Source organism: Mesorhizobium sp. M7A.F.Ca.CA.003.01.2.1, assembly GCF_003998945.1.
Lineage (GTDB): Bacteria > Pseudomonadota > Alphaproteobacteria > Rhizobiales > Rhizobiaceae > Mesorhizobium > Mesorhizobium ciceri.
Map to the genome: position 1 here is coordinate 1 of NZ_RZRA01000214.1, position 6,630 is coordinate 6,630.

The following is a 6,630-nucleotide window of genomic DNA, read 5'->3' on the forward strand; positions in this document are numbered from 1 at the left end:
CGGCTCACGCTTCAACTGGCCGACTTCCTCGGCGATCTCGGCCAGCACGCCCATCGCTTTTTCCACCGATTTGCGCGACCCGCCGGCGTCCTGGATGTTGAAATGGCGCTTGCCGGCAGCGACGCCCTTCTGGCCGTAGAGGGTGAGCTGGTTGACCTCGCAGCCGAGGCCGACCATCAGCACGCCGCCGAAATTCGGGTGGCGGGCATAGCCGGCAAGCGTGCGGTGCAGCACCATCATGCCGTCGCCGGTGCCGCTCATGCCGCAGCCCTGGCCGTGCACGATCGGCACGAAGCCGTCGATGCCGGGGTATTTCGGCAACAGCGTGCGGTTGGCGGTATCGGCGATGGAATGGCAGACGGTGGCCGAGCAATTGACGCTGGCGACGATGCCGATGAAGTTGCGCGTGCCGGCGCGGCCATCGGCGCGGCGATAGCCCATGAAGGTGCGGGCGCGGTCGGCCTCCGTCGCGTGCTCGGCCTCGCTCGGCGGCACGACCGGCAAGCGGCCGGATTCGAAAACCAGATTGTGCGAATGCACGTGCTCGCCGGCTGCGATGTCCTGTGTCGCGCGACCGATCGCCTGGGCGTATTTCACCACGGCCTCGCCGGCGGCGATCGGCTTGATCGCCACCTTGTGGCCGGGCTCGATCAGCGCACTGGCGACGGCACCGCCCGGCAGCGCGGTGCCGATCTCGATGCGGCCGTTGGCGACGGCGACATTGTCGGCGGGGGACAGAAGAATGCAGTTGGAGGCGTTCACGGGCGGTTTCCTGGGTGATCCTGGGTTGCGCGGGGCGGATTGACACGCGCCTGTTTAGAGATATTGTCTTTTATCGTGAAAAAACAGTTTTGCGTCAATTGTTTTTTCGTGGGGAGTTCCGCATGTCTCCGGGTTGTTCCGGGAAGCAATTTCGCTTCTCAGAGCCATGCGAACGTCATATTGCGCTTCAAACCGTCCGCTGCAAGCGACGGCGTGCAACGGGTCAGGGATGTCGAAGAGCAACAACGTCTACAAGGATGCCTACAACCGCTGCCTGCGGCTGCTCGACGAAACGCGCAGCCTGCCTTCGGAGCCGGAACTGGGCACCTTGCTTGGCGTCAGCCGGACCACGGTGCGCACCATTCTCGCGCGCATGGAAGAGACCGGGCTGATCGCCTGGAACAAGCGCGCCAAGACGGTGCTGCGCGAACCGCTTCCCGATGATTTCTTCCCCGAGGAAGAGACAGACACGCTGGCCGAGATCATCGAACGGTCGTTCATGCGTCGGCTGCTCGCCGGCGGCGCCGAAGCCGGCATGCAGATCAACGAACTCGAACTGGCGCGCGAGATCGGCGTCGGCACCACCAGCGTGCGCGAGTTCCTGATCCGCTTCTCCCGCTTCGGCCTGATCGAGAAACGTCGCAACAGTCATTGGGTGCTGAAGGGCTTTACGCGCGCTTTCGCGCTGGAGCTGACCGAAATCCGCGAGATGTTCGAACTGCGCTCGGCGGCCGCCTTTGCCGCTTTACCGCAGGACAGCGCAGTCTGGACCGATCTCGACCGCCTGGAAGACGAGCATCGCCAGCTGGCAAACGACATAGCCGCCCGCTTCACCGAGTTCTCCGAACTCGACGAGCGCTTCCACCGGCTGATCCACCGGGCATCGCGCAATCGCTTCATCGTCGATTTCTACGATGTCATCGCCATGATCTTCCACTACCATTACCAGTGGAACAAGGCGCAGGAACGCGAGCGCAACGAAGTCGCGATCGGTGAGCATCTGGTCTACATAGAAGCGCTGAAATCACGCGATCTCGGCAAGGTCGACGCCGCTTGCCGCAAGCATTTGAAGTCGGCGCGCCAGACATTGCTGACCTCGATCCCGGAGAGCCGGTCGCTGCAAAAACACTGAGCCGCATCGCGGCTCGGAGCCCTGTTTCATGCATGTTGTCCCAAAACCGCTATACACTTCTGGGCGACATGCCTTGGGCCTGCCGCGTTGCCGCCGCGGCGATTTGGCGATTTTCCACCCGCCGGCCCCGTGCTAGATATGGTTGGTTGCTGCGAAGAGGCAGGGCTTTGGGCGTATCGAGGAGACGATGGAGCATGCCGGTCGCGCTTGTCGCGGCCTATCTGCTGTTGCTCCAGTCGACGCTTGGTGCATTCGCCTTCGGCGCCGGTCCCAATGCATCGCAACTCGACGCTTTTGGCAACGTCATCTGTACCCATGAAGGCGCAACCCAGCTTCCGGGCGGCAACCAGCCGCCGTCCCATCTGCCGGCATGCTGCGTGCTCGGCTGCAGCATGGTTTCGGCGGCCTTTGCGCCGCCGCCCAATGCCGGTCTGGCGCCGGGCAGCCTTTCCTTTGAAACGGTCGCCTTTGTCTTCCCGGCGGCCATCCATCTCGACTTTGCGCGTGAGCGCTCGCCGTCGAACCCGCGCGCGCCGCCGCTGACGGCCTGAGCCTGTTTGCCCGGCGGAACCTTTCGTGGGCGTACCCATCCAAAGATCTAACTGCTCGCGACCGGCAACGGCGCGACCTTCACTTCATGGAGCAACCATGTCCTATTTTTTCCCTGACGCCGCGCGTCCTGAGCCGGGCAGCATTCTACGCGGCATCGAAGAGCGTGTCGGCATTGCCGTGCTGGCTCTTGCGCTGCTGTTCACAGGCGCCCAGTCCGTCCTCGCGCATGAGTTCAAGGTTGGCGATCTTGAGATCGGCCACCCCTGGTCGCGCGCCACGCCGGCCGGCGCCAAAGTGGCCGGCGGTTATTTCACCATCACCAACAAGGGCAGTGCGCCGGATCGGCTGGTGTCGATTTCCTCCGATGTCTCCGAAAAGGCCGAGCTGCATGAGATGGGCGTCAAGGACGGCGTCATGACCATGCGGCCGGTTGCCGGCGGCCTGGAAATTCCGGCCGGCGGCAAGGTAGCCCTTGCACCTGGCGGCTATCATTTGATGTTCATGGGCCTGAAGCGGCAACCCAAACAGGGCGAAAAGTTCTCCGCCACCCTGACCTTCGAAAAGGCCGGCGCCGTCAGCGTCGATTTCGCCGTCGAAGGCATGGGCGGCGGCGCCGTGGACGATCACGCCAATTGACCGCGCCAGCTCGACAAATCTTGAAAATCCGAGGGACCATCATGAACAAATATCTTTTGTCGGCCGGCGCACTTCTCGCGCTCGGAACCAGCGCCGCCTTCGCGCATATCACGTTCGAAACCCAGGAGGCGGCGGTCGGCTCGACCTACAAGGCCGTTTTGCGCGTGCCGCATGGCTGCGACGGCAAGGCGACGACCGCCGTGCGCGTGCAGATTCCGGAAGGGGTGATCGCGATCAAGCCGATGCCGAAGCCCGGCTGGACGCTGCAGACCAAGAAGGGCAAGTACGAGAAATCCTACCAGCTCTACGGTCAGGCGGTGACCGATGGGGTCAAGGAGGTCGACTGGAGCGGCGGCAACCTGCCCGATGAATTCTATGACGAGTTCGTTTTCCGCGCGACGCTGACGGCGGATCTCCCCGTCGGCCAAAAACTCTATTTCCCGGTCGTGCAGGAATGCGACGGTGCAGCCGATCGCTGGATCGAGATTCCAGCGGCAGGGCAGGATGAAGACGCACTGGAAAGCCCGGCACCCGGCATCAAGCTGCTGCCGAAGAAATGATCTCCCAGGCGGCGCGCTCTTTCGAGTGCGCCGCTCTTTTTTCGTGGCGGTGACATGAGCACGACCTCCCTCCTGCAAACGGCTTGCATGACCGGCAAACGCACCGGCCGGCTTGCCGTCGGCCTGTTGGCTGTGATCGTGTTTCTTGCCAGCCTTGCCGTGTCAGATCAGGCCTTTGCCCATGCCGCGCTGATCAAGACCGACCCGGCCGACGGCGCGGTGCTGGCACAGGGACCGGCGCAGTTCTCGCTGACCTTCAGCGAGCCGGTCTCGCCTCTGGTGCTGACGCTGGTGAAGCCCGACGGCAAGCCGGTTCCACTGACCGCCTTTCGTCTCAGCGACCAGACCGTCGAGATCGACAATCCGCAGCCGCTCAAGTCGGGCACGCATGTCTTGAGCTGGCGCGTCATCTCCGCAGACGGTCATCCCGTCGGCGGATCGCTGCTGTTTTCCATCGGAGCGCCCAGCGAACCGCCGGCCGTATCCGAAACCGTCGACTGGCCGTTGCGGTCGGCTATCTGGGCGGGCAAAATCTTTCTCTACGTCGGCCTCTTCCTCGGCGTTGGCGGCGCCTTCGCGCTTGCCTGGTTGGCCGGAAGTGCCCGTGCCGGGCAACGCTTCGTTGCAGCTGCAATCCTGAGCGGGCTGGTCGCGTCGTCCCTGTCGCTCGGATTGCAGGGGCTTGATGCACTCGGGGCGCCGCTCTCCCATCTGGCACAATCGGTCATCTGGCGGACCGGGCTCGGCACCAGCTTCGGCTGGACGGTGCTGGTCGCGCTGATCGCGCTGGGGCTTGGCCTGCTGTCGCTGGCCGGTCCCCGTGCCACCGCCAAGCCATTGGCGCTGGCCGGCCTGGCCGGGGTGGGGATTGCCCTTGCCGCCAGCGGCCATGCCAGTGCCGCCGAACCGCAATGGCTGACGCGGCCGATGGTGTTCCTGCATGGCGTCTGCATCGCGTCGTGGGTCGGCGCATTGGTCCCACTCGGGCTGGCGCTCAAGGGGCAATCGGCGGAGGCCACGCCATTCCTGCGGCGATTTTCTTGGGCGATCCTGCCCGTGGTGGCCGTGCTTGCCGCTGCCGGCACCGTGCTTGCCGTCATCCAGGTGCAAACGCCCGCGGCATTGGTCGACACCGCCTATGGAAGGCTGCTGCTGATCAAGCTCGGGCTGCTGGTCTTTCTGTTCACGCTCGCTGCCGTCAACCGCTGGAAACTCACGGCATCGGCCGAGGCGGGATCGACGGAAGTTCAACGCAGGCTGGTCCGCTCGATCGGCGTCGAGATGTTGATCGTGTTGGCGATTTTCGGCGTTGCCGCGGGCTGGCGCTTCACACCGCCGCCACGAGCCCTGGCGATCGCGGCAGCGCAACCGGTGTCGGTCCATATCCACGCGCTGCAAGCGATGGCCGATCTCAACATCACTCCAGGCCATGCCGGCCCGGTCGTTGCCTCGATGGTCATCATGAGCGGCGATTTCGGCCCGCTCGACGCCAAGGAGGTAACGCTTGTGCTGTCAAAGCCCGATTCCGGCATCGAGCCCTTGAAGCGCGCGGCAACCAAGCCCGGCGACGGCAGCTGGCGCGTCGACAACCTCGTCATTCCGCTGCCCGGCCGGTGGACGGTGCGCATCGACATACTGGTCTCGGATTTTCAGATGGTGAAGATCGAGGCGCCCGTCGACATCAGGCCGTAGGCGGGACTGCCAGGTACCTCTACACGGGCACGACCGACAATCCGGGCAACACAATTCGGCGAGGCGGTTGACGCAGGCGTCAAGGCCCGTCAATCATCGCCCGCAAAATCGCGGTCTCAACAAACGATCCGAGAGCAGGGAAGAAACGATGGAAAAAGCCGAAATCGGCCTGATCGGCCTTGGCACGATGGGCTCCAACCTGGCGCTCAACATCGCCGAGCACGGGCACCGCATCGCTGTCTTCAACCGCACCAGGGCGCGCACCGATGCCTTTGTCGAGAATGCCGGCGCACTCAGGGACATGGTCGTGCCCTGCTACAGCCTTGAAGAGCTCGCCGCCGCGATCCGGCCGCCGCGCCCGATCATCATCATGGTGCTGGCCGGCAAGCCGGTCGACGAACAGATCGCGGCACTGCGTGGCGTGCTGTCGGCCAACGACATCGTCATCGATGCCGGCAACGCCAATTTCCGCGACACGATGCGGCGCTTCTCCGAGCTTTCCGGTTCGGGTCTCACCTTCATCGGCATGGGCGTGTCCGGCGGCGAGGAGGGGGCACGCCACGGGCCGTCGATCATGGTCGGCGGCACGGAGGACTCATGGAAGCGCGTCGAGAAGGTGCTGACGGCGATCTCCGCCAAATTCAAGGACGAACCCTGCGCGGCATGGCTCGGCACCGACGGCGCCGGACATTTCGTCAAGACCATCCACAACGGCATCGAATATGCCGACATGCAGATGATCGCGGAGATCTACGGCATCCTGCGCGACGGCCTGGGCATGGGCCCGAAAGAGATCGGCACGGTGTTTGCCAACTGGAACAAGGGCCGGCTCAACTCCTACCTGATCGAGATCACCGCCAAGGTGCTGGCCGCCGACGATCCGAAGACCGGCAAACCGGTGGTCGACATCATCCTCGACCGCGCCGGCCAGAAGGGCACCGGCAAATGGTCGGTCATCGAGGCGCAGCAGCTCGGCATCCCGGCCACCGCGATCGAGGCGGCGGTGGCGGCGCGCGTTCTGTCGTCGATCAAGGACGAGCGGCTGGCGGCGGAAAAGGCCTATGGCAACATCGGCGTGACGAAGATTTCCGGTGACAAGGACGCCTTGCTGAAAGATCTGGAACTGGCGCTGTTCGCCGGCAAGATCGCCGCCTACGCCCAAGGTTTTGCGGTGATGAGCGGCGCGTCGAAGGAATTCAACTGGAACCTGCCGATGCCGACCATCGCCAGGATCTGGCGCGCCGGCTGCATCATCCGCTCGCAGATGCTCGACACCATGGCGGAAGCCTTCAGCAA

General features: G+C 64.2%; 7 protein-coding genes. 6 read left to right on the forward strand and 1 reads right to left on the reverse strand.

The features are described from left to right. Nucleotides 1-762: UxaA family hydrolase (locus EN969_RS11395; RefSeq protein ID WP_164758221.1), on the reverse strand; the 762-nt coding region annotated here is incomplete at its 3' end. Nucleotides 763-991: 229 nt separating this feature from the next. On the opposite strand from EN969_RS11395, the gene EN969_RS11400 reads away from it, so the two are divergent. The 6 genes from EN969_RS11400 to gndA all read left to right on the forward strand — a co-directional run. Beyond that, on the forward strand, nt 992-1,894 hold the full coding sequence (locus EN969_RS11400) for a GntR family transcriptional regulator (RefSeq protein WP_013529532.1): 903 nt from the start codon (nt 992-994) through the stop codon (nt 1,892-1,894). 194 nt (nt 1,895-2,088) lie between these two features. After that, nucleotides 2,089-2,445 carry a DUF2946 family protein gene (locus EN969_RS11405; protein ID WP_063169028.1) on the forward strand — a complete coding sequence of 119 codons (357 nt, stop codon included), beginning with the start codon at nt 2,089-2,091 and terminating at the stop codon, nt 2,443-2,445. A gap of 97 nt (nt 2,446-2,542) precedes the next feature. Continuing rightward, the gene (locus EN969_RS11410) at nt 2,543-3,082 is read left to right on the forward strand and encodes a copper chaperone PCu(A)C (protein ID WP_063169027.1); all 540 of its coding nucleotides are present in this window, start codon (nt 2,543-2,545) and stop codon (nt 3,080-3,082) included. 41 nt (nt 3,083-3,123) lie between these two features. After that, nucleotides 3,124-3,642 (forward strand): YcnI family protein, encoded by a 519-nt coding sequence (locus tag EN969_RS11415; protein WP_013529535.1) that lies wholly within the window; start codon nt 3,124-3,126, stop codon nt 3,640-3,642. Between the two features lie 54 nt (nt 3,643-3,696). Beyond that, nucleotides 3,697-5,334, forward strand: coding sequence for a copper resistance CopC/CopD family protein (locus EN969_RS11420; RefSeq protein WP_063169026.1), 1,638 nt, complete (start codon nt 3,697-3,699; stop codon nt 5,332-5,334). Nucleotides 5,335-5,482: 148 nt separating this feature from the next. Then, nucleotides 5,483-6,630, forward strand: a 1,148-nt coding sequence (gene gndA / locus EN969_RS11425) for an NADP-dependent phosphogluconate dehydrogenase (protein WP_127419132.1), incomplete at its 3' end; no start/stop codon positions are given.

Coding starts and splice junctions, on each gene's coding strand:
- EN969_RS11400 (WP_013529532.1), top strand. CDS start 992: ATGTCGAAGAGCAACAACGTCTACAAGGATGCCTACAACCGCTGCCTG.
- EN969_RS11405 (WP_063169028.1), top strand. CDS start 2,089: ATGCCGGTCGCGCTTGTCGCGGCCTATCTGCTGTTGCTCCAGTCGACG.
- EN969_RS11410 (WP_063169027.1), top strand. CDS start 2,543: ATGTCCTATTTTTTCCCTGACGCCGCGCGTCCTGAGCCGGGCAGCATT.
- EN969_RS11415 (WP_013529535.1), top strand. CDS start 3,124: ATGAACAAATATCTTTTGTCGGCCGGCGCACTTCTCGCGCTCGGAACC.
- EN969_RS11420 (WP_063169026.1), top strand. CDS start 3,697: ATGAGCACGACCTCCCTCCTGCAAACGGCTTGCATGACCGGCAAACGC.